Genomic DNA, 22257 nt, shown 5'->3' with positions numbered 1-22257 from the left:
CGCAGGCGCCCCGATGATACCGTGTTACTGCGCCGCGGGCGCCTGCTTGAGTGTGCGCTCGAACAGCTGGTAGATGCGGCGGTACTCGTCATACCAGCTTTCGGGCTGGACGAAGGAGTGGCGCTCCATCGGATACGGCGCCAGTTCCCAGTGATCCTTCTTCAGTTCGATCAGGCGCTGGGCCATGCGCACGGAGTCCTGGAAGAACACGTTGTCGTCGACCATGCCGTGCGCGATCAGCAGGTTGCCCTGCAGGTTCTGCGCGTACTCGATCGGCGACGAGACCTTGTAGGCTTCCGGGTCGAGGTCCGGGGTGTTCAGGATGTTGGCCGTGTACTCGTGGTTGTAGGTGGTCCAGTCGGTGACCGGGCGCAGCGCGGCGCCCGACTTGAACACTTCCGGCGCACGCAGCAGGGCCATGAAGGTCATGAAGCCGCCGTAGCTGCCGCCGTAGATGCCGACGTTCTTCGCGTCGCCCTGCTGGTTGGCGACCATCCAGTTCACGCCGTCCAGGTAGTCTTCCAGTTCCGGGTGGCCCATCTGGCGGTAGATCGCGCTGCGCCATTTGGCGCCATAGCCCTTCGAGGCGCGGTAGTCCATGTCCAGCACCACGTAGCCCTTCTGCACCAGCAGGTTGTGGAACATCTGCTCGCGGAAGTAGGGCGTGTAGCGCTGCGTGACGTTCTGCAGGTAGCCGGCGCCGTGCACGAACATCACCACCGGATAGCGCTTGCCCGGCTCGAGCCGGGCCGGACGGTACAGCTTCGACCAGACCGGTTCCGCGCCATGCGTGGAGGGAACGGCCACGAACTGCGGCTGGATCCAGTCGTGGGACTTGAATTCGGTGGTGCGGGTATCGGTCAGCCTGACCGCGTCGCCGCCGCTCGAGGGCAGGGTGGCGATCTGCGGCGGCAGGTAAGGGCCGGAGTAATGCACCAGCAGCTTGCGCTGGTCCGGCGACAGGCGGAAGTCTTCCACGCCGCCGTCGAGGCGGCTGACTTCGCGGGTCGAGCCGTCTTTCGCGTTGACCGCGCAGACTTCATAGGCGCCCGGGGTCTTGCGGTTGCACAGCAGCCAGGCGGTGGCGCCGTCGGCCGACCACGCCACGTCCGACGCTTCCCACTTGCCCTGCGTGAGGGCGCGGGTGCGTCCGGAAGCGTCCAGCGTGTACAGGTGGGCATAGCCGGTTTCCTCGGACAGGTACCACAGCGTGCTGTTGTCCGGCAGCCAGCCGAATTCGCTGCTGTCGAAGTTGATCCAGGCCTGGTCGGTCAGGCGGTGCACCGGCTTGAGCGCGGCGCGCGGCAGATCGACGGTGGCGATCCAGCGGTCCTTGTTGTCGACCGCGCGCAGCATCACCGCCGCGTTCGCGCCGTTCGCGCTCCAGACCACGTTCTCGCCGTCGAAGCCGACCTTCACGGCGCGGTTGCCCTTGAGCGGATCGAGCTTGCGTTCGGCGCGCATGGCGGCCAGCGGGTCGGCGTTCACGCCCGGCAGGACGTCGAAGGACAGGTCCTTCACCTCGCGGGTGAGCAGGTTGACCAGCTTCAGGCCGTGCGGGTGCGGGCTGTTGCGGCCGACGCGGGTGCGCTCGTCCGAGGTTTCTTCGTAGCCGGACTCGGTCACGTAGCGCGGCATCTTGCCGACGCGGCCCTTGTCGCCGCCATCCTTCGGACCGGTCACGACCAGCAGCCAGCGGCCGTCCGGCGACAGGTGGGTGGCGGCGATCGACAGCTTGTCGCCCAGGTAGATCGGGGCCGGGGCGCGGGTCGGGTCGGCGCGGCGTTCTTCCTCCGCGCGTGCGCGGTTGGCGTCGCGATCAATCTTCTGGCGCTTGAGGGTGGCGATCAGGCGCAGCTGCATGTCGCGCAGCGCATCCGGCTCCTGGGCGCCCGGCTCCTTGGCCGCGCGCGCCACGGCGATCGGCGACACCAGGCGGCTGGCGCGGTCCCAGGTGGCCCAGTCGTCGCCGATGCGGAACTGCACGCTGCGGCCGTCGGCGGAATACTGCACCGCGTTGATGGCGACGCCGCTGCTGCGCGAGATCTGCACCAGCTCGCCGTTCTTGAGGTCGCGCTCGAACAGGTCGCCGTTGCGGATGAAGGCGGCGCGGGTGCGCTCGCGGTTGTAGACCACCAGCGCGCCGTCCAGCCTGGCCAGTTCCGCATCCTCGACCTTGCGGGCCTTGTTCAGGCCGGACTGGGCCCCGGTCTGGTAGATGTCGCGCAGCGGCGAACCGGTGCGCTTTTGCTTGTACAGGACCTGCTTGCCGTCCCAGCTCCACCATGCGGTTTCCACGGGAGTGCCGATCCAGTCGGGATGGGCCATGGCCTGGTCGAGGGTGATGGGCGTCGAGGCGGCAACGGGCAGGGCCAGCAGGGCAGCCAGGACGGCGAGAGAAGCGTAAACGGGAAGGCGCATCGCGTGTCAGAGAGAAATTGCAAAAAAGCATTCTAGCTCAGCCGACAAGCATGCTGTGTGGATTCTCGCCGCGGGCGTCGCGCGCCTGCGTACGTACGGCGCCGTAAACGACAACGCCCGGCCAATGCCGGGCGTGGAGAACAGTAGCGACTGGATGGTGATGCTTAGCCGACTTCCTTGAATTGCGGCTGTTCGGTCATCCACAGTTCCGTCGGGGTGGTCACGGACGGGTTGCGGATGAAGAACACGATGCGGGTGACGATGGCCAGCGCCGAGATGCCGACGGTGATGTATTCGACTGGGGTCATGATGGTGTCCTTGTCAATTATTTGGAAGCGAGGTGGCGCAGTTCGGCCGACAGCGAAGGGCTGTGGGATTCGGCGGCGGCGGCCAGCGACAGCAGCTCGCGGCGGCTCTTCCGGGCGCTGCGGTCGGCGTCCTGTACGAACCAGCCGCCATGGGCGACGAACAGTTCGATCGCGAATTCGCGGATCCGGGCGATGCTGTCGGCAAATTGGTGGCGCAGACCTTTGTCCTGTGCCTGGGTGATCGTTGCGGTGCTCATGAAGTTCTCCGTGAAATCTCAGTTGTTGCGGTGCAGTATAGGGAGACTTCAGACATAAGGGAACTTTTACTTCGTGATGTTCTCCATTAGTATTGTGAATGTTTCTTGACGTTAAACTGTGGCTCGTCCTTACTTCGGTTATGCGTTTCGGAAATATCTGTCTGGCCCGGAACTTGCATATTCCCAAGGCATGAAACCGCCACCTCCCGTCCAGCGCAGCCTTCGTATCGTCGTGGTCAACACCGCGCCATGCGGCGGCGAGCAGGCCGCCGCCCAAGCGCAGCGCAACACCGCGCTGCGCATCGGGCTGCTGGAATCGGGCTACGACATCGTCGCCGCGCTGCCGGCCGATATCTTCCTGCCCGAGCGGATCGCCCAGATCCAGCCGGACATGATCATCATCGACAGCGAATCCGACGCCCGCGACGTGCTCGAGCACATCGTGATCGCCACCCGCGACGCGCCGCGTCCGATCGTGCTGTTCACCGACGACCAGGACCCGTCCAGCATGGATGCCGCGCTCGGCGCCGGCGTCTCGGCCTATATCGTGGCGGGGCTGCTGCCCGAGCGCGTGAAGCCGGTGCTGGACGTGGCCCTGGCCCGTTTCAAGCGCGAGCGCAGGCTGCTGGACGAACTCTCGGACACCCGCCGCCAGCTGGCCGACCGCAAGCTGGTCGAGCGCGCCAAGGGCGTGCTGATGGCGCGCAGCGGGCTGACCGAAGAGCAGGCTTACCAGAAGCTGCGCAGCATGGCGATGAACAGGAAGTTGAAGCTGGGTGAGGTGGCGCAGCGGATTCTGGATGTGGAAGACCTTTTATAGTTGACGTATGTATCGTCGTCCCCGCGAAGGCGGGGATCCAAGTTCTGCATGAGCTGCCGAAACACCAGCAAACTTGGGTTCCCGCCTGCCCGGGAACGACGGCTAAGGACCTTATATGCTGATCGGCTCCGACCGCCCCGAAACCCCCATCATCCGCGCCGGCTTCATGCCGCTGACCGACTGCGCCCCGCTCGTGATGGCCGCCGTGCTCGGGCTGGACGAAAAATACGGCATCAAGCTCGAACTCAGCCGCGAGCATTCGTGGTCGGGCATGCGCGACCGCCTGGCCAACGGCAGCCTCGATGTCGCCCATGTGCTGTATGGCCTCGTGTACGGGGTCGAGATGGGCATCGGTGCGCGCGCCGTGCCGATGGCGGTGCTGATGAATTTGTCGCGCAACGGCCAGGCCGTCACCTTGTCGCGCGCGCTGGCGGAGCAGGGCGTCCTCGACGGGCCGTCGCTGGCGGCCCACATGTTGCGCGGCCGCCGCCGCTTTACCTTCGCCCACACTTTCCCGACCGGGAACCACGCGATGTTCCTGTATTACTGGCTGGCGGCGAGCGGCATCGATCCGCTGCGCGGCATCCAGGCGGCGACCGTCCCGCCGGGCCAGATGGCGGCCAGCCTGGCCGCCGGGCACATCGACGGCTTCTGCGCGGGCGAGCCGTGGAGCGCGCGCGCGGTGCTGGACGGCGGCGGCTTCACCGTCGCCACCAGCCAGGACATCTGGCCCGACCATCCCGGCAAGGCGCTGGGCGCCACCGCCGCCTTCGTCGACGCCCATCCGCACGCCTGCCGCGCGCTGGTAGCGGCGCTGCTGGAAGCGGGGCGCTGGCTCGACGCCTCGCCGGCGCACCGCGATGCCGCCGCCGAGGTGCTGGCCAGCCCGGCGTATGTGAACGCCGGCCGCGAACTGATCGCCGCGCGCCTGAACGGCTGGTATGACGACGGCATGGACCGGCGCTGGCGCGACCCGGACCCGCTGCGCTTCCACGCCGACGGCGAGGCGAATTTTCCCTGGCTGTCGGACGGCATGTGGTTCATGACCCAGCACCGGCGCTGGGGCCTGCTGCGCGACGATCCGGACTACCTGGCCGTCGCCGCCCGCGTCAACCGGGTCGGCCTGTACCGCGAAGCCGCCGCGCAGGCCGGCGTGGCGGCGCCCGCCGGCCTGCTGCGCTCGTCCGTGCTGATGGACGGCAAGGTCTGGGACGGCAGCAATCCTTCCGCTTATATCTCTTCATGAACAGTGCATGCCGGCGCCTCATTATCGCGCATGGTGCACCGCAATGAAGCGCAGTCCCCGCTAGCGCTGCGGCGCGCCAGGGGAAAGGGCATCTGGCACGGCTCTTGCAAACACTCCCTGCACGGATCAACGGCGATCCCATGCATATCCACCGGTCCAACGGCGGCCCGGAAGGTAGACAGAACACCAGGACAACGGCGTCCGCTGCACCCGAACCCATGCACCCATGCGTTCGGCCAGGCAGCGGGCGCCTTTTCTTTTTTATCGGGAGCGAACCATGGCCGGCAAAGCAAATTCAATCAAGCTGTTCTCCTTCAGTACGCCGCAAATGCGTGCTTTCCACCTGACCTGGGTGGCCTTCTTCGTCTGCTTCTTCGCCTGGTTCGCCTGCGCGCCGCTGATGCCGGTCATCAAAGGCGAGTTCCACCTGTCGATGGCGCAGATCGCCGACATCAACATCGCCGCCGTCGCCATCACCATCGTCGTGCGCCTGCTGGTCGGCCCGCTGTGCGACCGCTTCGGCCCGCGCAAGACCTATACCGGCCTGCTCGCCATCGGCGCCATCCCCGTGCTGGGCGTGGCCATGGCCCAGAGCTATGAAAGCTTCCTGCTGTTCCGCCTCGGGATCGGCGCGGTCGGCGCCAGCTTCGTGATCACCCAGTACCACACCTCGGTGATGTTCGGCCCGCGCGTGGTCGGCACCGCCAACGCGGCCTCGGCCGGCTGGGGCAACAGCGGCGGCGGCGCCGCGCAAGCCCTGATGCCGCTCTTGACGAGCGCCGTGGTCATGGCGGGCGTCAGCGAGACCATGGGCTGGCGCGCGGCCCTGCTGGTGCCGGGCGTGGCGATGCTGGCCATGGCCGTGGCCTACTGGAAGTTCACCCAGGACTGCCCGGAAGGGAACTACGCCGAGCTGCGCGCGGCCGGCATTCCCTTCGAAGCCGGCGGCAAGGGCGGCTGGGCCAGTTTTGCGGAAGCCTGCCGCAACTACCGCGCGTGGCTGCTGTTCGTGACCTACGGCGCCTGTTTCGGCATCGAACTCTTCATCCACAACGTCGCCGCGGTCTATTACGTCGACCACTTCAAGCTGTCGCTGAAGGAAGCGGGCATGGCCGCCGGCAGCTTCGGCCTGCTGGCCCTGTTCGCCCGCGCCCTGGGCGGCTGGCTGTCCGACAAGGCCGCCGCGAAAGGCAGCCTGAACAGCCGCGTCAACCTGCTGTTCATCCTGATGGTGGGCGAGGGCCTGGGCCTGCTGTGGTTCTCGCAGACCGCCAGCGTGGCCGCGGCGATCGTCGCGATGCTGTCCTTCGGCCTGTGCACCCACATGGCGTGCGGCGCCACCTACGCGCTGGTGCCCTTCGTGAGCCGCAAGGCCCTGGGTGGCGTGGCCGGCATCGTCGGCGCGGGCGGCAACGTCGGCGCGGTGCTGGCCGGCTTCCTCATGAAGGGCACCGGCGACGTGCGCCAGACCCTGTTCGTCCTCGGCGGCGCCGTGCTGGCATCGAGCCTGTGCGCGATCGGCGTGCGCTTCGGCGCCGCCGTCACCGAAACCCCGGCGCCGGCCGCAGCTTAAGGAACAAGCATCATGAAACTGATCGTCATCGGCCACGGCATGGTGGGCCACAAATTCCTCGAAACCCTGTGCGGCGACGCCGGCCATGGCTTCGACGTGACCGTGCTGTGCGAAGAGCCGCGCCCGGCCTACGACCGGGTGCACCTGTCGGAGTTCTTTGCCGGCCGCAGCGCCGACGCGCTGTCGCTGGTGGCGCCAGGCTTCTTCGGGCGCAGCGGCGTCAAGCTGAAACTGAACGCGAAGGCGGTGGCGGTCGACCGCGCCGCAAAGACCGTGCTTCTGGCCGGCGGCGAAGTGCTGGGCTACGACAAGCTGGTGTTCGCCACCGGATCGTCTCCCTTCGTGCCGCCGGTGGAAGGCCGCGAGCGCGCCGGCTGCTTCGTCTACCGCACCATCGAAGACCTGGAGGCGATGCTGGCTTGCGGCCAGCGGGCGCGTTCGGGCGTGGTGATCGGCGGCGGCTTGCTGGGCCTGGAGTGCGCGAAGGCGCTGCGCGACATGCAGCTCGACACCCACGTGGTCGAATTCGCACCGCGCCTGATGGCGGTGCAGGTGGACGAGCTGGGCGGGCGCATGCTGCGCTCGCGCATCGAGGAGCTGGGCGTGACCGTGCACACGCAAAAGAACACCCTGCGCATCGTCGATGGCGAGGGCGCCACGCACCGCATGGAATTCGCCGACGGCAGCTTCCTCGAGACCGACATGATCGTGTTCTCGGCCGGCATCCGTCCGCGCGACGAGCTGGCGCGCGCCTGCGGGCTGGCGCTCGGCCCGCGCGGCGGCATCGCCATCGACGACGCCTGCCTGAGCTCGGACCCGGACGTCTACGCGATCGGCGAGTGCGCAGCCTGGCAGGGACAGTGCTTCGGCCTGGTCGCCCCCGGCTACGACATGGCGCGCACCGTCGCCCGCGCGCTGCTCGGCCAGGAAGGGACATTTGCTGGCGCCGACATGAGCACCAAGCTGAAGCTGATGGGCGTGGACGTGGCCTCGATCGGCGATGCCCACGGCAATACCGAAGGCAGCCGCAGCTTCCAGTTCAGCGACGAGCGCAAGCGGGTGTACAAGAAAATCGTGGTCTCCGATTGCGGCAAGCGCCTGCTGGGCGCGGTGCTGGTCGGCGACGCGGCGGAATACGGCAACCTGCTGCAGCTGATGCTGAATGGCCTGAAACTGCCAGCCTCGCCAGAGTTCCTGATCCTGCCCCAGGGCGAGGGCGGGGCGCGCCCGGCGATCGGCGTCGAGGCCTTGCCGGCCACGGCCCAGGTCTGCTCCTGCAACGCGGTCAGCAAGGGCGCGATCGCGGACGCGGTGGCGGGCGGCGCCTGCGACATCGCGGCAGTGAAGGCCTGCACCAACGCCGGCACGGCCTGCGGCGGCTGCGTGCCGCTGGTGAACCAGGTCATGAAGGCCGAGATGGCGAAGGCCGGCCTGGCCGTCAGCAACCACCTGTGCGAGCACTTCCCGTACTCGCGCCAGGAACTGCACCACCTGGTGCGGGTGGGCGGCATCAGGAGCTTCGGCGAGCTGCTGGGCAGGCACGGCAAGGGGCTGGGCTGCGACATCTGCAAGCCGGTCGCCGCCAACATCCTGGCCTCGACCTGGAACGACTTCGTGCTGAAGCCCGAACACGCCAGCCTGCAGGATTCGAACGATTACTTCCTCGGGAATATCCAGAAGGACGGCACCTATTCCGTGGTGCCGCGCATGCCGGGCGGCGAGGTGACGCCGGACGGCCTGATCGCGGTGGGCCAGGTGGCCAAGAAATACGGCCTGTACACCAAGATCACGGGCGGCGCGCGCGTGGACATGTTCGGCGCGCGGGTCGACCAGCTGCCGGCGATCTGGGAAGAGCTGATCGCGGCCGGCTTCGAGTCCGGCCACGCCTACGGCAAGTCGCTGCGCACCGTGAAGTCCTGCGTCGGCTCGACCTGGTGCCGCTACGGCGTGGGCGACAGCATCGGTTTCGGGATCGCGCTGGAAAACCGCTACAAGGGCCTGCGCGCGCCGCACAAGATCAAGTTCGGCGTGTCCGGCTGCACCCGCGAGTGCGCCGAGGCGCAGGGCAAGGACGTCGGCCTGATCGCCACGGATAAAGGCTGGAACCTGTACGTATGCGGCAACGGCGGCATGAAGCCGCGCCATGCCGAGCTGCTGGCGTCGAACCTGGACGAGGAAACCGTGGTGAAGCTGGTCGACCGCTTCCTGATGTTCTACGTGCGCACCGGCGACCGCCTGCAGCGCACCAGCACCTGGAGGGAGAGCCTGGAAGGCGGCCTGGATTACCTGAAGCAGGTGGTGGTCGAGGACAGCCTCGGCATCGCCGCCGAACTGGAAGCGGACATGCAGCGCGTGGTCGACAGCTATGCCGACGAATGGAAGAACGCGGTCGAAGACCCTGCCGTGCGCGCGCGCTTCCGCAGCTTCGTGAACAGCGAAACCGTCGACGACAACGTGGTCTTCATGCCGGAACGCGGCCAGGTGCGGCCGGCCACGCCGGAGGAACGCACGCGCGTCATTCCCATCACCCGTATTGCCTGAACCATCGAGGAGAACAACCATGCATCGCGATATTCAACTGGACCAGTGGAACGCCGTCTGCCCCCTCGACCGCATCGTGCCGGATACCGGCGTGTGTGCGCTGCTGAACGGGCGCCAGGTGGCCGTGTTCCGTGTCGGCGCCGAGTCCCCGAGCCTGTTCGCCATCGATAACTACGACCCGAACTCGCATGCGGCGGTGCTGTCGCGCGGCCTGGTCGGCAGCATCGGCGAGCGCGTGGTGGTGGCTTCGCCCATCTACAAGCAGCACTTCGACCTGCAGACCGGCGAGTGCCTGGAAGCGCCGCACAACTCGGTGGCCAGCTATCCGGTGCGCGTGCAGGATGGCCAGGTCTGGGTAGGTGCATGATGAAACCGTCCCTGGTCGTGATCGGCAACGGCATGGCCGGCATGCGCACGGTCGAGGAGCTCTTGACGCTCGACCCCGGCATGTACGGCATCACCGTGTTCGGCGCCGAGCCGCACGGGAACTACAACCGGATTTTGTTATCTCCGGTGCTGGCGGGCGAGAAGACGGTCGACGACATCATGCTGCACTCGCGCGAGTGGTATGCGGCCAATGGCGTCACCCTGCACGCCGGCGACCCGGTGGTGCGCATCGACCGCCGGCGGCGCATCGTCCATGCCGCCTCCGGCCTGGCCGTGTCCTATGACCGCCTGCTGATCGCGACCGGCTCGACGCCCTTCATCGTACCGGTGCCCGGCCACGACCTGCCGGGCGTGATCGGTTTCCGCGACCTGCACGACGTCGACGCCATGCTGGCGGCCGCGCGCAAGGGCGGGCGCGCGGTGGTGATCGGCGGCGGCCTGCTGGGCCTGGAAGCCGCCAACGGCCTGCTGCGGCAGGGGATGGAGGTGACCGTGGTGCACGTGACCGCCAGCCTGATGAACCAGCAGCTGGATCCGCCGGCGGCCGAGCTGCTGCGCGCTTCGCTGGAGCGGCGCGGCCTGCGCATCCTGCTGAGCCGCCAGACCGCCGCCATCGAAGGCGAGGGCAGGGTCCGGGCGGTGCGCTTCGGCGATGGCGACAGCATCCCGGCCGACCTGGTGGTGATGGCGGCCGGCGTGCGGCCCAACGTCGCGCTGGCCAGGGAAGCCGGCCTGCACGTCGAGCGCGCGATCGTGGTCGACGATACCCTGCAGACCTACGATCCGCGCGTCTATGCGGTCGGCGAATGCGTGCAGCACCGCCGCGCCACCTTCGGCCTTGTGGCGCCGATCTGGGACCAGGCGCGCGTCTGCGCGGCCCACCTGGCGGGCCGGGGCCACCGCCGCTACGTGCAGCAGGCCACCGCCACCAAGCTGAAAGTGACGGGCGTCGACCTGTACTCGGCCGGCGACATCGTCGGCAGCGAAGGCAGCGAAGACCTGGTGCTGCGCGACCGCCGCGGCGGCGTCTACAAGCGCCTGGTGGTCGGCGGGCGCCGCCTGCTCGGCGTAGTGCTGTACGGCGACGTCGCCGACGGGCCGTGGTACTTCGAGCTGATCCAGAACCGCACCGACATCGCCGCCATCCGCCATCACCTGCTGTTCGGCCAGGCCCAGTCCCTGGCGGCCGCGTAACCGGAGTCCTGCATGAAGCTGTCCGCCATCCCCACCACCGTCCGTACCACCTGTCCCTATTGCGGCGTCGGCTGCGGCGTCAGCGCCCGGCTCGGCCAGGACGGCCAGCTCGCCATCCTGGGCGACGAGGCCCATCCCGCCAGCCAGGGCCGCCTGTGCGTGAAGGGCTCGGCGCTGGGCGAGACCCTGGGCCTGCAAGGGCGCCTGCTCGCTCCCATGCTGCGCGAAGAAGGCGTGCTGCGCGAGAGCAGCTGGGACGAGGCGCTCGGCAAGGTCGCCGACGGCTTCGCGCGCATCGTCGCCGAGCACGGCCCGGATGCCGTCGCGCTGTACGTCTCCGGCCAGCTGCTGACCGAGGACTACTACGTCGCCAACAAGTTCATGAAGGGCTATATCGGCAGCGCGAACATCGACACCAACTCGCGCCTGTGCATGTCCTCGGCGGTGGCGGGGCACAAGCGCGCCTTCGGCGAAGACATCGTGCCCGGCTGCTACGAAGACTTCGAACTGGCCGACCTGGTGGTGCTGGTGGGCTCGAACGCCGCCTGGTGCCATCCGACCTTATATCAACGCCTGGTGCGCGCAAAGGAAGCGCGGCCGCAGATGAAGGTGGTGGTGATCGACCCGCGCCGCACCGCCACCTGCGACCTGGCCGACCTGCACCTGCCGCTCAAGCCGGGCAGCGATGTCTGGCTGTTCAACGGCCTGCTGGCTTACCTGGCCACCCACGGCGGCCTCGACGGCGCCTTCGTCGACGCCCATACCGCCGGCCTGGGCGAGGCGCTGGAGGCGGCCGGGCAGTCCGGCAGCCTGTTCGACGTGGCCAGGGCGTGCAGGCTGGATCCGCAGCAGCTGCTGGCGTTCTACGATCTGTTCGCGAAGACGGACAAGACGGTCACCGCCTTCACCATGGGCGTCAACCAGTCGTCCAGCGGCGCCGACAAGGTCAACGCCATCATCAACTGCCACCTGGCCACGGGCCGCATCGGCCGCCCCGGCATGGGGCCGTTCTCGCTGACCGGCCAGCCGAACGCGATGGGCGGACGGGAGGTGGGCGGCCTGGCGAACATGCTGGCGGCCCACATGGACCTGGAGGACGCCGGCCAGCGCGCCGCCGTGCGCGCATTCTGGGACGCCCCGCGCATCGCCGGCAAGCCGGGCCTGAAGGCGGTCGACCTGTTCCGCACGATCGAGGAGGGCGCCGTCAAGGCCGTGTGGATCATGGCCACCAATCCGCTGGTCAGCCTGCCGGACGCCGATCAGGCCCGGCGCGCGCTGGAGAAATGCGCGCTGGTGGTGGCGTCCGACATCGTGTCCGGCACCGACACGAACGCACTCGCCCACGTGCTGCTGCCGGCCCTGGGCTGGGGCGAGAAGGATGGCACGGTCACCAATTCCGAGCGCTGCATTTCGCGCCAGCGCGCCTTCCTGTCGCCGCCGGGACAGGCGCGGCCGGACTGGGACATCGTCTGCGACGTGGCGCGCCGCATGGGCTTCACGGGCTTCGATTTCACCTCGCCGCACCAGATCTTCGATGAGCATGCGCGCCTGTCGGGCTGGCAGAACGGCGCCGGCAGCCAGCGGCGACGCATTTTCGATATTGGCGGCCTGGCCGGCTTGAGCCGCGCCGAATACGATGCGCTGGACCCCGTGCAATGGCCGGTACGCAGGCCCGGCGATTCCGCCAAGCGCCTGTTCGGCGACGGCCAGTTCTCCCACCCGGACGGCAGGGCGCGCTTCGTGGCCACGCGCGCGCGCCTGCCCGCGCATGCGCCCGACGCGGATTACCCGCTGGTGCTGAACACCGGCCGCGTGCGCGACCAGTGGCACACGATGACGCGCACCGGGCGCTCGGCCAGGCTGGCCGAACACCTGCCCGAACCCTTCGTCGACCTGCATCCGCAGGATGCCCTGCTGTGCGGCGTGAAGGAGGGGGAGCTGGCGCGCGTGAGCAGCCGCTGGGGTGCAAGCGTGGCGCGCGTGCGGCACGGCGGCGGCATCGCGCGCGGCAGCGTGTTCATGCCGATCCACTGGAGCGGCCAGACCGCGTCCGATGCGCGCGTCGGCAGCATCGTCAACCCGGCGGTCGATCCGGTCTCCGGCGAGCCGGAATTCAAGCACACGCCGGTGCGCGTCGAACCCTTCGGCGTGAACTGGTTCGGCTTCATCCTCAGCCGGGCCGAGCTGCCGCTGGAGGACGCGGCCAACTGGACCCGCATCCAGGGTGCGGACTTCGTGCGCTACGAACTGGCCGGACGCCATCCGTTTGCCGGCGCGGCCGGCTGGGCGCGGCGCCTGCTGCAGGTGGAGGACGAAGACGCCGACTGGATCGAACTCGAGGACCGCTGCGGCGGCGTGTACCGCGCGGCCCACCTGGTCGACGGCCGCATCGAGGCTTGCCTGTTCGTGTCGCAGCGCCAGGATCTGCCCGCACGCGCCTGGCTGGCGCAGATGTTCGGCAAGGAAGCCCTGACGCCGCAGGACCGCGCCGGCCTGCTGTCCGGCCGCGCGCGCGAACAGGGCGCCGATCCGGGGCCGACCGTGTGTTCCTGCTTCGGCGTGGGCCGCAACACGATCCGCATCGCGATCGCGAAGCATGGCCTGGAAGATGCGTCGGCGGTGACGGCCTGCGTGAAGGCGGGCGGCAACTGCGGTTCCTGCGTGCCGGAGATCCGGGCGCTGCTGGCCGAGCAGCGCAATTAGCAAACAAGGCAGCGAAAAATGCAGTCCGTCGCAAAACATCGGCCGGGCAGGGGTTCTCTGCTTACAATGGGTTCACCTTAACCCGACCGAGAGTTTTGCGATGCGCCTGACTACCCTTGCCCTTGCCGCCGCCCTTTCCATCGCCGCCACCGCCCACGCGGACGAGCAGGTCCGCAATGCGCCGGCCTTCACGTCGATCAGCGTGCACGGTCCGATCAGCGTCACCGTGGATGCGGGCAAGGCGCAGTCGCTGACCGTGCGCGGCGACGCCAGGTTCATCCGCGACCTCACCAGCGAAGTGGTGGATGGCGAACTGCGCCTGCGCATGCCCGACAGGGACAAGAAGTACAACTCCAGGGGCGAGCAGCGCGTGGTCATCACCATGCCGGCCCTGCGCGCGCTCGACGTCGAAGGCGCGGGCGAGATCAAGCTCAACCAGGTCCGCGGCGAGCGCCTCGACGTGACCTACCGGGGCGCCGGCAGCGTGGGCATCAACGGCGAAGTGAAGATCTTCAGCATGAAAGCGGAAGGGGTCGGCGAAGTCGATGCGAAAGCCCTGCTCGCGAACGACGCGGACATCCGCTTCCGCGGCATCGGCGACGTCAAGGTCTACGCCAGGAACCGGCTCGACGCCGTGGTGGAGGGCATGGGCAACCTGACCTATTACGGCAAGCCGCGCACGGTCAACAAGTCGGCGTCGGGCATCGGCTCGGTACAGGCCGGGAACTGAGTCGCAGCCGCTTCAATCCGCCGGCAGGATCCCGAAGGCCTGCGGCACCGCCACCCGCATGATGTCGATGAAGCGCCGCAGCCGCGCCGGATAGAAGCGCGCCGGCGGATAAAGCAGGTGGATCGGCAGCGGCGCGGCCTGCCAGTCCGGCGTCAGCTGCACCAGGCGGCCGGCCTCGAGTTCTTCGCGCACGGCCCAGGACGAGCCGATCGCCACGCCGATGTCCTGCAGGACCGCGCTGCGCATCGCATACAGGTTGTCCGTGTACATGCGCGGCTGGACCGGGAAGCGCACCGTCTTGCCGCTCTCGCGGTGGGTCAGCGCGACCTCGTTGCGGTAGTAGGGGGACACCGCGATCCACGGCAGGCCGGCCAGCTCGGCCGGGTGGGCCGGCACCGCGCCGCCTTCCAGCAGCGAGGGCGCGCAGACCACGATGCGCGGCACCTCGCCCAGCCGGATCGCCACCACCGAGGGATCGGGAATGTCGCCGACCCGGATCGCGCAATCGATGCCCTCGGCGATGAAGTCCGGCGTGCGGTCGTGCAGGGTCCAGTCGACCGCCATCTTCGGATAGCGCTTCAGGTACTCGGCCAGCGGCGCCACCAGTTGCTGCTGGCCGAAGGCGTGCGGCGCGATCACGCGCAGCAGCCCGACCGGCTCCTCGCCGGCGCCGCGGATCTCGCTCTCGAATTCCTGCCAGCCGGCGATCAGCTCCTTGGCCCGCGCGTAGCAGCGCATGCCGTCGTCGGTCAGCTTCATCGCGTGGGTCGAGCGCTGCAGCAGGCGCACGCCCAGCGATTTTTCCAGGGTCTTGAGGCGCCGGCTGACGGTCGGCTGGGTGGTTTCCAGCAGCCGCGCCGCCGCCGAAAGGCTGCCGGCGTCGACGATGCGGACAAATGTTTCCACGAGCATCATACGGTCGGCGGTGGAAACAACGCCGTTAAGTTCAAGGTTCATACGTCCATCGTATAACACTTCGACGTCCGCCGCGTCTACCGTCGTCCAGCCCGGGTGACGATAATGGCGCCATCGAGACCTATCGGAAGCACACCATGAACACCGTCCAGACCGCCCATGCAAGGCCCCACCTGTCGTCGTCGCTGACCTTCCTGCTGGCCGGCGCCACCGGCCTGACCGTGGCCGCGCTCTACTACAGCCAGCCGACGCTGGGCGTCCTGGCCGGCGACCTGCACGCCAGTCCGCGCGAGATCGGCTGGATCCCGACGCTCACCCAGCTCGGCTACGCGCTCGGGCTGCTGCTGCTCGCGCCGCTGGGCGACCGTTTCGACCGCCGCAACATCATCCTGCTGAAGGCCGTGGTCCTATGCGCGGCCCTGCTGCTGACCGGCTTCGCGCCGGGCCTGCCGGTGCTCTTGGTGGCCAGCCTGCTGGTCGGGCTGTTCGCGACCGTGGCCCAGGACATCGTCCCCGCGGCCGCCACGCTGGCCCCGCCGGAAGAGCGCGGCAAGGCGGTCGGCACGGTCATGACCGGCCTGCTGATGGGCATCCTGCTGTCGCGCGTGGTGAGCGGATTCGTCGCCGAGACCTTCGGCTGGCGCGCGATGTTCGTCGCCGCTGCCGCCAGCGTGGCCCTGCTGGCGGTGGTGCTGGCGAAAGGCTTGCCGCGCTTTGCGCCGACCAGCGATCACCCGTATCCGGAGTTGCTGAAGTCGCTCGTCCATTTGTGGGTGGAATACCCGAAGCTGCGCCAGGCCGCGCTGGCCCAGGGCCTGCTGGCGCTCGGCTTCTCGGCCTTCTGGTCGACCCTGGCCGTGATGCTGCACGAGGCCCCGTTCCATCTCGGCTCGGGCGCGGCCGGCGCCTTCGGCCTGGCCGGCGCCGCCGGCGCCCTGGCGGCGCCCATCGCCGGCCGCCTGGCCGACCGCCATGGCCCGGAATGGGTGCTGCGCATCGCCTGCGCCATCGCCGTGGTGTCGTTCGGCGTGATGCTGCTGATGCCGCTGCTGCCGGTGCAGGCCCAACTGGCGCTGCTGGCGCTGGCGACGGTCGGCTTCGACCTGGGCGTGCAGGCCAGCCTGATCTCGCACCAGACCATCGTCTACGGCATCGCGCCGGAAGCGCGCAGCCGCCTGAACGCGGTGCTGATGACCTGCATGTTCATCGGCATGGCGACCGGCGGCCTGCTCGGCGCCCAGGTCCTGGCAAGCTGGGGCTGGACCGGCGTGACGCTGCTGGCGACCCTGTCGGCCGGCGGCGCGCTGCTGGTGCGTTTGAACAGCGCCCGCTGATCAGTAGAAGGGCAAGGGCCGCTTGGTGACGGCCACCGACACGATGTAGGCGAACAGCGCCAGCGCCGCGGCAAACGCGGCCTGGCGCTGTCCTTTCGTACGGCCCCGTTTCAGGGCGATCGAACCCAGCACGATGTAGCCGAGCAGGGCCACCACCTTGGCGGTCAGCCAGGGCTGCCGGCCGGGGTATTGATGGCTCCAGGCGGCCAGGCCGATCGCGCTGGCCAGCAGCAGGGTATCGACGACATGCGGCGCGACGCGCACCCAGCGCCGCTGCAGCATGTTCGAAGCGCGCATCATCCACACGCCGCGCAGCAGGAACAGCGCGCCGGAGAGGGCGGCGCAGCCCATGTGGAAGTGTTTCAGGCCGAGGTAATCCATGCGGCTAGAGTCGACCGATGCGCATGTTGATCGGCCAGGCGATGGTGCGCTTCAGGTTCGGGTCGCCCCAGGCCCGTGCGATATCGTTGGCGAAGGCGACCAGCAGCTCTTCCTTGCCCGCTTCCCGGGCGCTCTTCACCGCGGACCAGGTCGTGAGATAGCCGAGGAATTCGGACAGGTGCCAGTCGAGGCGGATGTCCATCGCGGCGGGCGCCAGTTCTTCGAAGGGGAAGTCGATCGTCCTGTAGCCGTTGTCGACCAGCTTGCGCTCCGGCGGCCAGTAGGGCCCGATCTCTTCCCAGTAGAATTTCTGGAAGCGCGCATCGAGCGCCGGGTCCATCCGGAGCACGCCGTAGCTGACCAGCGCCAGGATCGCGCCCGGGACGGCGATGCGGCGCGCTTCGCGGTAAAAGGCCGGCAGGTCGAACCAGTGCGCGGCCTGGGCCGCGGTGACCAGGCTGGCGCTGGCATCGGGCAGCGGCAGCCGTTCGGCGGGCGCGCACTGGTAATCGATCCGCTCGTTCGGGACCGCGTTCGCGATCTGGTCGGCGCTCGGATCGAGCCCGACCACCTTCGCAAAGTAAGGCGCCAGCAGCTGCGTCAGCTGGCCATTGCCGCAGCCGACGTCGACGGCGAGCTGGTTGCCAGGCGCCTTCGAGGCGAGGAAGGCCGCCAGCTGGCGCGGGTACTCGGGCCGGAAACGGGCGTAGGCGCGGCCGCCCTGGTCGAACCAGTTGCGCGCCTGTGGGTGATCAGTCGGCATGGGGATGCGCTCCTTTCTTCAGTTGTGCTTTGGCGGCGGTGACCCGGGCCGAGAAGTCTTCGCGCTCCAGCGCTTCGGCCGCGGCCACCAGCGCGCGCCGCAGCGGATAGCCGGTTTCTTCCTCGAGCGCGTCGATGGCGGCGAAGGTGGCGACCCAATGCCGTTCGAGCTTGGCCACCAGGCCGCGGCCGGCCGCCGTGAGCCGGATGCCGCTCTTGCGTCCATCGTCGACGGCGTGGCGCGACACCAGGCCATCGTCCTCCAGCAGGGCCACGGTCTGGCTGATGGCGCCCTGCGTCAGGCGGCTGCGTTCGGTGATGTCGGTGACGGTCCGGGCGCCGGCGTGCAGCGCGCGCAGGACCGGCGTATAGCGCACCCGGTAATTCACGCGCATCGCACGGTAGTGCTCCTCGGCGCCATGTTCGAGCAGTTCGGTGACGTAGCGCAGCAGTTCGCCGAGCCCGGGGTCTTGTTTGGGGTCCATGCGCCAGATAATACATTAGCGCTAATGTAAATTCAACGACGGATAGTCGGCAGGCTCGCCGCCACTGATTGATGCCGTTCAACCTGCCCCCCGCGCTGGAGCGCAAGAATGGGGCTTTCGCCCTTCAAATCCCCACGAATGAGATTTCATCTTGCCATCCTCGCGCTGGCCCTTGCCGCGTCCATGGCCACCGGCGCGAACCGGCGTCCGGCACGCGTCACCGGAAACCAGCTCATTGCCGGGTTGCGGGGCGGTCCGGATGTCCGGCATGACTTCGACAAGCCCTACGTTCAGGGCTACATGGCGGGAGTCGCGGACAGTACCCGAGGTGCCCAATGGTGTCCGCCCGCCGGCCTGGACGTCGTGCAGATGGACGAGCGGGTGCTCGATGTGCTGGCTGCTCGTCCCGCCGGGTCCATGCCGGATGCCGCCGCAGCAGTGCTGGTCGAACAGTTCCGCTCAGCCTTCCCGCTGAAGGATGGCGCATGCGCCGCACAGCCACGGATGACCGGTGATCGCTTCATGTCCTGGCTGTTGGGAGACGTGCCCGAACGTGAGCGCTATGCCGCAGGCTATGTCGGCGGCGTCGTGGATGCCACGCAAGGGATCAGTTGGTGTGCCCCTGGCCGCATCAAACCGCACGAACTCGAAGAGCGTGGCTGGGCGAATCTGGTAGATCGGCCCCGCGGCTCCATGCCCGGCAATGCGGCGGTTCTGCTGTACCGGCAGTTCGTTTCCAAATACCCGTGTACTCATCGATAGGAGCACTCATGTGGCAACTCTCGTACGCCGCCTTGCGGGCCAATTTCTCGTCAAATAAAGTACTCAAACAGCTGGACCTGCTCAGAACACTTGGGTGGGACGAGCTAATCGGTAACCCGGCTTACGACAACACTTGTGCGATCCGTATGAGCCTTGCACTCATCAAGTCCGGGAAAACCATTCCGGGACGCCTGAGGATCAAGAAAGGGCCGTATCAGGGCAAGCTGATCGAGATGGGGCAGCGCAACCTCTCGCTATTGCTCGCACACCAGTCACGGCTCGGTACGCCTGAAAAATTCAGCGGCAGGGACGTGCAGGATGCCATCGGAAACGGAAACGGGATCGTGTCGTTCTGGAAGCTGATTCCAGGCCTTTTCGAAAATGGGCACATCGATATCGTATCCGCGCCGGCTGGAGGCATACGGGTATGTGGGAGCGATTGCTATTGGACCAGCAAGGAAGTCTGGTTCTGGCCGCTGAAGTGAATCTGCTGGAAAAAGGAGATGGTCGGGGTGAGAGGATTCGAACCTCCGGCCTCTACGTCCCGAACGTAGCGCTCTACCGGGCTAAGCTACACCCCGACTGGTATGGAACGCCGGAGCCGGCGTTTCGAGAGGCATGACTATAGTTTTTCTCGGTGGTTCTGTCAACAGCGAAACGGCACAGCTGCGCCAAGCTTGACGTGCCGATGCCGTCCCCCAGGCCGGCCAATGCTCGGCATTCCGGACAACATATGGTATTTTCAAACTCACAACCACTCATCCGAATCCGGACATCCATGAAACCCATCCACCGATGCTTTGCGAACATGCTGTTCCTGCCGGCCCTGGGGCTGGCGCTCGTTGGTCCCGCCCTCGCCGGGATCGAACCGCTGAGCGTGTTCAAGGTCCGCGGCGGCACGTTCGAAGCGGGAACCTATGCCTGCCGCCAGCAATACAACCAGGCCGGCTATACCTACAAGGTGATCGAATTCAGCAGCGCCAGCCAGTATGCGTGGGTCAGCGGAGGCAAGAAGAGCGGCGCCATGGCCTACGACAGCGCCAGCGGGAAGATCGCCTTTACCAGCGGCGTATTGGGGAAGGGCTTCGAAGCCTATTTCGGCAAGCGCGCCGACAATGCCCCGGTCATCATCCTGGTCGACACCGACCTGGCGCCGAAGGCGGACGCTTACGACTACTGCACCCGTCGCGCAGGCAGCTGATGCGGCATGTCCTGATCCGCAAAGCAAAAAGCCCCTTCGACGAGGGGCTTTGCTGTCATGATTCGCCAGGAATCGGATGGTCGGGGTGAGAGGATTCGAACCTCCGGCCTCTACGTCCCGAACGTAGCGCTCTACCGGGCTAAGCTACACCCCGACTGGTTTGAGACCCGTTGCCGAATCTCGGGAAGGCATTACTATAGTTGCCTCAGTGGTTCCTGTCAACTGCGAAGCTGCACAGCTGCAGCAGGCTCTGCTTGAATTCGCTGTCCGGCAGGTCGGCGATCGCATCGGCGGCGCGCTTGGCCGCGGCTTCGGCGGCGCGGCGGGTGAAGTCGAGCGCACCGCTGCTGGTGACGGCCGCCAGCACGGCGTCGAAATGGGTTTCGTCGCCCTGTTCGATGCAGCTGCGGATCAGGGCGCGCTGTTCAATGCTGCCGTTTTCCATCACATAGATCAGGGGCAGGGTGGGCTTGCCTTCGCGCAGGTCGTCGCCGACGTTCTTGCCGATCTCGGCGGCGTCGCCGGCGTAGTCGAGCACGTCGTCGATCAGCTGGAACGCGGTGCCCAGCGAGCGGCCGTATTCGCCGGCGGCCTCGATCTGGGCGTCGTTCGCGCCGGCCACCAGGGCGCCGAGCTGGGCGGCGGCCTCGAACAGCTTGGCGGTCTTGGAGCGGATCACGGTCAGGTAGCTTTCCTGGGTCACGTCCGGATCGTGCATGTTCAGCAGCTGCAGGACTTCACCCTCGGCGATCACGGTGGTGGCGCGCGACAGGATCTCCATCACGCGCATGTTGTCCAGGCTCGTCATCATCTCGAACGCGCGCGAGTACAGGTAGTCGCCGACCAGCACCGAGGCAGCGTTGCCGAACATCGCGTTGGCGGTCTGGCGGCCGCGGCGCATCGAGGATTCGTCGACCACGTCGTCGTGCAGCAGGGTCGCGGTGTGGATGAATTCCACCACCGCCGCCAGTTCGTGGTGGCCCTTGCCCTGGTAGCCGTAGGCATTGGCCAGCAGCAGCACCAGCACGGGGCGGATCCGCTTGCCGCCGGCGCTGATGATGTATTCGGCGATCTGGTTCACCAGCGCGACGTCCGACTGCAGCCGCTGGCGGATCACGCCGTTGACGGCCTCCATGTCGGCTGCGATCGTGCGGGTGATGGGGTTCTGTTGGGCGTTGTTGGTGGCGGCGGACAAGGCGGACCTGCTGGACGTTGAGTGCGATGTGGATGTGTTAAGTGGCGCGATTATACGATAAGCAAGCCAATCCCGCGCTCTTTCGCATCAGTCGACCATCCGGCGGGATCGGCGGCCAGTTGCTCAGGCGTCACGTTCGTGCCGGGTCACCACAGCGGTTTTGACGCCCTGCACCAATTTATGTATAATCCTCTGTTCCCCGAATCCCGAGCATGCTGTACGCCCGATTCGCTGGAATTTCTTCAAACAATCAATGAGGTTTCAAATCATGTACGCGGTCATAAAAACCGGTGGCAAGCAATATAAAGTTGTCGCTGGCGAAAAACTCAAAGTAGAACAGATACCGGCAGACATTGGTTCCGAACTCACTATCGATCAGGTTCTCGCCGTCGGCGAGGGCGAGAGCATCAAATTTGGTGCTCCGCTGGTGGAAGGTGCTTCGGTTCGCGTGACTGTTGTTTCGCACGGTCGTCACGACAAAGTGCGTATCTTCAAGATGCGTCGTCGTAAGCACTACCAGAAGCGTCAGGGCCATCGCCAGAACTACACCGAAATCCAAGTGGTTGCGATCAACGGCTAATTGCCGCGCGTCCTCATCAGTCATCAAGGAGCATCTAAATGGCACACAAAAAAGGCGGCGGTACTACCCGCAACGGCCGTGACTCAGAAAGCAAACGCCTTGGCGTGAAGGTCTACGGCGGCCAGTCGATCAACGCAGGCGGCATCATCATGCGCCAGCGCGGCACCACGATCCGTCCGGGCACCAACGTTGGCCTGGGCAAGGACCACACCCTGTTCGCCCTGGTGAACGGCACTGTCAAGTTCGTCAAGCAAGGCGTCGGCTCGAAGCAGTACGTGACCGTCGTTGCTGCTGAAGCAGTCGCTGCCTAAATAGCGGCGCAGCGGAACCTTGCCCCGGCAGGTTCCGCGACGTGAGGCGCAAGCCTTGCAATCGATAGGCTCTGCCCACAGGTAGAGCCTTTTTAATTTCTGGCGCTGTCACCGTTAAGTGCGTATCCATGGGCCCATCTTGTGGCACATT

At 67.1% G+C, this 22257-nt stretch carries 22 protein-coding genes and 2 tRNA genes; 14 read left to right on the top strand and 10 right to left on the bottom strand.

The features are described from left to right. Positions 1-24 precede the first annotated feature (24 nt). From AC3A6M_RS06315 to AC3A6M_RS06305, 3 genes are all read right to left on the bottom strand, one after another. A complete protein-coding gene (locus AC3A6M_RS06315; RefSeq protein WP_487851877.1) occupies positions 25-2421 on the bottom strand; it encodes a S9 family peptidase in 2397 nt (798 codons plus the stop codon). A 164-nt stretch (positions 2422-2585) separates the two neighbouring features. Next, the gene (locus AC3A6M_RS06310) at positions 2586-2729 is read right to left on the bottom strand and encodes a hypothetical protein (protein WP_487851876.1); all 144 of its coding nucleotides are present in this window, start codon (positions 2727-2729) and stop codon (positions 2586-2588) included. Positions 2730-2746: 17 nt separating this feature from the next. Continuing rightward, a complete protein-coding gene (locus tag AC3A6M_RS06305) occupies positions 2747-2986 on the bottom strand; it encodes a hypothetical protein (RefSeq protein WP_487851875.1) in 240 nt (79 codons plus the stop codon). 190 nt (positions 2987-3176) lie between these two features. On the opposite strand from AC3A6M_RS06305, the gene AC3A6M_RS06300 reads away from it, so the two are divergent. The 8 genes from AC3A6M_RS06300 (at position 3177) to AC3A6M_RS06265 (ending at position 14180) form a co-directional block, all read left to right on the top strand. Continuing rightward, positions 3177-3806, top strand: a complete 630-nt coding sequence (locus tag AC3A6M_RS06300) for an ANTAR domain-containing response regulator (protein ID WP_487851874.1) — start codon at positions 3177-3179, stop codon at positions 3804-3806. A gap of 115 nt (positions 3807-3921) precedes the next feature. Next, a complete protein-coding gene (locus AC3A6M_RS06295; RefSeq protein WP_487851873.1) occupies positions 3922-5052 on the top strand; it encodes a CmpA/NrtA family ABC transporter substrate-binding protein in 1131 nt (376 codons plus the stop codon). A 277-nt stretch (positions 5053-5329) separates the two neighbouring features. Further along, positions 5330-6625, top strand: coding sequence for an MFS transporter (locus AC3A6M_RS06290; protein ID WP_487851872.1), 1296 nt, complete (start codon positions 5330-5332; stop codon positions 6623-6625). A 12-nt stretch (positions 6626-6637) separates the two neighbouring features. Then, the gene (nirB, locus tag AC3A6M_RS06285; protein ID WP_487851871.1) at positions 6638-9166 is read left to right on the top strand and encodes a nitrite reductase large subunit NirB; all 2529 of its coding nucleotides are present in this window, start codon (positions 6638-6640) and stop codon (positions 9164-9166) included. 19 nt (positions 9167-9185) lie between these two features. Further along, positions 9186-9533, top strand: coding sequence for a nitrite reductase small subunit NirD (nirD, locus tag AC3A6M_RS06280; RefSeq protein ID WP_487851870.1), 348 nt, complete (start codon positions 9186-9188; stop codon positions 9531-9533). Next, the gene (locus AC3A6M_RS06275; protein ID WP_487852184.1) at positions 9533-10747 is read left to right on the top strand and encodes an NAD(P)/FAD-dependent oxidoreductase; all 1215 of its coding nucleotides are present in this window, start codon (positions 9533-9535) and stop codon (positions 10745-10747) included. Before nirD ends, AC3A6M_RS06275 begins: the two co-directional genes overlap by 1 nt. A 12-nt stretch (positions 10748-10759) precedes the next feature. Then, complete coding sequence (locus AC3A6M_RS06270; RefSeq protein WP_487851869.1) at positions 10760-13450, top strand: molybdopterin-dependent oxidoreductase; 2691 nt, start codon at positions 10760-10762, stop codon at positions 13448-13450. 100 nt (positions 13451-13550) lie between these two features. Next, the gene (locus AC3A6M_RS06265) at positions 13551-14180 is read left to right on the top strand and encodes a head GIN domain-containing protein (protein WP_487851868.1); all 630 of its coding nucleotides are present in this window, start codon (positions 13551-13553) and stop codon (positions 14178-14180) included. Positions 14181-14192: 12 nt separating this feature from the next. Here AC3A6M_RS06265 and AC3A6M_RS06260 read toward each other — a convergent pair whose 3' ends face one another. After that, the gene (locus AC3A6M_RS06260) at positions 14193-15137 is read right to left on the bottom strand and encodes a LysR family transcriptional regulator (RefSeq protein WP_487851867.1); all 945 of its coding nucleotides are present in this window, start codon (positions 15135-15137) and stop codon (positions 14193-14195) included. A 95-nt stretch (positions 15138-15232) separates the two neighbouring features. On the opposite strand from AC3A6M_RS06260, the gene AC3A6M_RS06255 reads away from it, so the two are divergent. After that, positions 15233-16429 (top strand): MFS transporter, encoded by a 1197-nt coding sequence (locus AC3A6M_RS06255; protein WP_487851866.1) that lies wholly within the window; start codon positions 15233-15235, stop codon positions 16427-16429. On the opposite strand, the gene AC3A6M_RS06250 is transcribed toward AC3A6M_RS06255, so the two are convergent. From AC3A6M_RS06250 to AC3A6M_RS06240, 3 genes are read right to left on the bottom strand one after another with little or no spacing between them, the layout of a single operon-like run. Beyond that, positions 16430-16810, bottom strand: a complete 381-nt coding sequence (locus AC3A6M_RS06250; RefSeq protein WP_487851865.1) for a SirB2 family protein — start codon at positions 16808-16810, stop codon at positions 16430-16432. It lies immediately after the preceding gene. A gap of 4 nt (positions 16811-16814) precedes the next feature. Continuing rightward, on the bottom strand, positions 16815-17573 hold the full coding sequence (locus AC3A6M_RS06245; RefSeq protein WP_487851864.1) for a class I SAM-dependent methyltransferase: 759 nt from the start codon (positions 17571-17573) through the stop codon (positions 16815-16817). Then, positions 17563-18057, bottom strand: coding sequence for a MarR family winged helix-turn-helix transcriptional regulator (locus tag AC3A6M_RS06240; RefSeq protein WP_487851863.1), 495 nt, complete (start codon positions 18055-18057; stop codon positions 17563-17565). The genes AC3A6M_RS06245 and AC3A6M_RS06240 overlap by 11 nt, the downstream gene beginning before the upstream one ends. A 108-nt stretch (positions 18058-18165) precedes the next feature. Between AC3A6M_RS06240 and AC3A6M_RS06235 the strand changes: the two genes are divergently transcribed. Further along, complete coding sequence (locus AC3A6M_RS06235; RefSeq protein WP_487851862.1) at positions 18166-18819, top strand: Rap1a/Tai family immunity protein; 654 nt, start codon at positions 18166-18168, stop codon at positions 18817-18819. 8 nt (positions 18820-18827) lie between these two features. Beyond that, complete coding sequence (locus tag AC3A6M_RS06230; protein WP_487851861.1) at positions 18828-19304, top strand: T6SS effector amidase Tae4 family protein; 477 nt, start codon at positions 18828-18830, stop codon at positions 19302-19304. 19 nt (positions 19305-19323) lie between these two features. Here AC3A6M_RS06230 and AC3A6M_RS06225 read toward each other — a convergent pair. Then, positions 19324-19400, bottom strand: a tRNA-Pro gene (locus AC3A6M_RS06225). Positions 19401-19597: 197 nt separating this feature from the next. Between AC3A6M_RS06225 and AC3A6M_RS06220 the strand changes: the two genes are divergently transcribed. After that, entirely contained in the window at positions 19598-20020 is a 423-nt protein-coding gene (locus tag AC3A6M_RS06220; protein WP_487851860.1) for a hypothetical protein, read from the top strand. A gap of 77 nt (positions 20021-20097) precedes the next feature. On the opposite strand, the gene AC3A6M_RS06215 is transcribed toward AC3A6M_RS06220, so the two are convergent. Then, positions 20098-20174: transfer RNA gene (locus AC3A6M_RS06215), tRNA-Pro, on the bottom strand. A 51-nt stretch (positions 20175-20225) separates the two neighbouring features. After that, positions 20226-21215, bottom strand: a complete 990-nt coding sequence (gene ispB, locus AC3A6M_RS06210) for an octaprenyl diphosphate synthase (RefSeq protein WP_487851859.1) — start codon at positions 21213-21215, stop codon at positions 20226-20228. Between the two features lie 268 nt (positions 21216-21483). Here ispB and rplU point away from each other — a divergent pair, with 268 nt between their 5' ends. Then, the gene (gene rplU, locus AC3A6M_RS06205) at positions 21484-21795 is read left to right on the top strand and encodes a 50S ribosomal protein L21 (protein WP_036230184.1); all 312 of its coding nucleotides are present in this window, start codon (positions 21484-21486) and stop codon (positions 21793-21795) included. A 38-nt stretch (positions 21796-21833) separates the two neighbouring features. Then, on the top strand, positions 21834-22106 hold the full coding sequence (gene rpmA, locus AC3A6M_RS06200) for a 50S ribosomal protein L27 (RefSeq protein ID WP_047824517.1): 273 nt from the start codon (positions 21834-21836) through the stop codon (positions 22104-22106). The last annotated feature ends 151 nt before the right edge of the window (positions 22107-22257 follow it).

The organism is Telluria sp. Soil_C_11 (assembly GCF_057657395.1).
The sequence above is the reverse complement of the archived record's forward strand: the minus strand, read 5'-3'. Positions and strand labels throughout refer to the sequence as shown.